2 protein-coding genes and 1 pseudogene are annotated in these 2,611 nt (G+C 43.9%); all 3 read left to right on the top strand.

Features of this window, described 5'->3' with window-relative positions:
* A pseudogene (locus H5072_RS16465) lies at nt 1-871 on the top strand (recombination factor protein RarA); the annotation flags it as partial.
* Nucleotides 864-1,244: a fluoride efflux transporter CrcB gene (crcB, locus tag H5072_RS16460; RefSeq protein ID WP_021032117.1), complete on the top strand. Its 381-nt coding sequence runs from the start codon at nt 864-866 to the stop codon at nt 1,242-1,244. The pseudogene H5072_RS16465 and the gene crcB, both read left to right, overlap by 8 nt.
* Nucleotides 1,245-1,253: 9 nt before the next feature.
* Nucleotides 1,254-2,558, top strand: a complete 1,305-nt coding sequence (serS, locus tag H5072_RS16455; RefSeq protein WP_182694141.1) for a serine--tRNA ligase — start codon at nt 1,254-1,256, stop codon at nt 2,556-2,558.
* Nucleotides 2,559-2,611 lie beyond the last annotated feature (53 nt).

The following is a 2,611-nucleotide window of genomic DNA, read 5'->3' as shown; positions in this document are numbered from 1 at the left end:
CGTGTATGTTTTAAAATCGCTTGCCGATACCGACTTATACACCGTAATAGAGCGCGCACTTAAACAAGACGAGCAGCTAAGCCAAAAACACATCACTATTGCCGACAACGCTAAAAAGGCACTTTGCCAAGCAAGTGGCGGCGATGCGCGTAAAGTACTTAATTTACTTGAACAAGCAGTTGACTTAACGTCCGAGCAAAACGGTCAATACAACGTAGATGAGCACGTACTTAGCCAAGTGTTACCAACGCATTTAGCTAAATACGATAAAGGCGGAGATGAGTTTTACGATTTAATATCGGCCTTTCATAAATCAGTACGAGGTAGCTCCCCCGACGGTGCACTGTATTGGTATTGCCGAATTTTAGCCGGTGGTGGCGACCCTTTGTATGTAGCAAGGCGTTTACTTGCCATAGCTACAGAAGACATTGGTAACGCCGATCCGCGTGCGATGGAAGTGGCTTTAAACGCGTGGGATATATTTCAACGTGTTGGCCCAAGCGAGGGCGAGCGTGCAATAGCACAAGCCACACTGTATTTAGCCAGCGCACCTAAAAGTAATGCAGTTTATATGGCGTTTAATCAAGCAAAAGCAGATGCCAAAAACGAGCCAAGTTACCCAGTACCAGAGCATTTACGTAATGCCCCAACTAACTTAATGAAAGACTTAGGGTATGGCGCTGAGTATCGTTATGCGCACAATGAAGAAGGCGCATTTGCCGCAGGTGAAAAATACTTACCACCAGAAATGGACGGCAAAGAATATTACTTACCGAGCGAGCGCGGACTTGAGCAAAAAATTAGACAAAAACTCGATTACCTAAAAGAGCGCGATGCGCAAAGCCCACTTAGACGATACGAAAATGATTAAACTTTATATGATGATCGCCCTTGGCGGAGCCTCAGGTGCGTGTTTACGGTTTTTTATTAGCGAAAGCATGCTAAAACTCCTCGGTAGGGGATTCCCTTTTGGCACGTTGACGGTTAATATTCTGGGTTCATTGTTAATGGGCATTTTGTACGGTTTGATAGATAAAGAAATTATCACCGCAAGCCCCGCCAAAACCCTTATCGGTATTGGCTTTTTAGGTGCATTAACCACCTTTTCAACATTCTCAATGGACTCGTTGTTGTTATTACAACAAGGTCACTTTATTAAAATGGCCCTCAATATCATCTTAAACGTGATGGTGTGTATTTTTATGGCTTGGCTGGGCCTTCAGCTAGTAATGCAAAAAGGTTAAAAAACTAACATGTTAGATTCTAAATTTTTACGTCAAGACATCGAACAAACTGCAGCACGTTTAGCGGCGCGCGGTTACGAACTCGATGTAGCGACGGTAACGGCACTTGAAGAAAAACGCAAAACATTACAAGTAAAAACGCAAGAACTTCAAAGTCAACGTAATGCAAGCGCAAAAGCAATTGGTCAAGCCAAAGCTAAAGGCGAAGACGCACAGCCACTACTTGATGCAGTAGCTAACTTAGGCAGTGAGCTAGATGCCGCTAAAACAGAGCAAGATGAAGTATTAGCCGCAATTAACGACATTGCTTTAGCAATTCCAAACTTGCCAGACGAGTCAGTACCGGCGGGTAAAGACGAGGACGACAACGTTGAAATTTTAACGTGGGGCACGCCTAAAAAATTCGATTTTGAAGTTAAAGATCACGTTGATGTAGGCCAAGACCTAAATGGTTTAGACTTTGAAATGGGCGTTAAAATTAGTGGCGCACGCTTTACTGTAATGCGCGGCCAAGTAGCGCGTATGCACCGTGCACTAACGCAATTTATGCTAGATACACACGCTGATAAAAACGGCTACACAGAAATGTATGTACCGTACCTAGTAAATAGCGCAAGCCTTTATGGCACCAGCCAATTACCTAAATTTGCAGGCGATTTATTCCACACATTAGGCCTTGTAAACGATGACGGCGAACAACAAGCCGGCTTTAGCTTAATTCCTACAGCTGAAGTACCACTTACAAACAGTGCCCGTGACGAAATTTACGACGAAAGCGATTTACCAATTCGCTTAGTTGCCCACACTCCGTGTTTCAGAAGTGAAGCAGGCAGTTATGGTCGCGATACACGTGGCTTAATTCGTCAACACCAGTTCGATAAAGTTGAACTTGTACAACTTGTAAAACCAGAAGACTCAATGGCAACGCTTGAAGAGTTAACAGGTCACGCAGAGCAAATACTACAAGCGCTTGAACTTCCGTACCGTAAAGTAATTTTATGTATGGGCGACATGGGCTTTGGTTCAGCTAAAACATACGATTTAGAAGTATGGCTACCTGCGCAAGACACATACCGCGAAATTTCATCATGTTCAAACATGGCTGACTTTCAGGCGCGCCGTATGCAAGCACGTTTTCGCCGTGAAGGTGCTAAAAAACCAGAGTTACTCCATACACTAAATGGTTCAGGTTTAGCGGTTGGTCGTACACTCGTAGCCATACTAGAAAACTACCAACAAGCCGACGGCTCAGTAGTCGTACCAGAAGTATTACGCCCATACATGGGTGGGCTTGAAGTGATTGGTAAACAATAAAAATCAGTTTAGTTAAGCTTTAAAAGAAAAGCCGCTGTTTAAAAAACAGCGGC

Source organism: Pseudoalteromonas sp. SR45-5, assembly GCF_014163565.1.
Taxonomy (GTDB): domain Bacteria; phylum Pseudomonadota; class Gammaproteobacteria; order Enterobacterales; family Alteromonadaceae; genus Pseudoalteromonas; species Pseudoalteromonas distincta.
Note: the sequence above shows the minus strand (reverse complement) of the source record. Positions and strands in the feature narration are given on the sequence as shown.

Coding starts and splice junctions, on each gene's coding strand:
- crcB (WP_021032117.1), top strand. CDS start 864: ATGATTAAACTTTATATGATGATCGCCCTTGGCGGAGCCTCAGGTGCG.
- serS (WP_182694141.1), top strand. CDS start 1,254: ATGTTAGATTCTAAATTTTTACGTCAAGACATCGAACAAACTGCAGCA.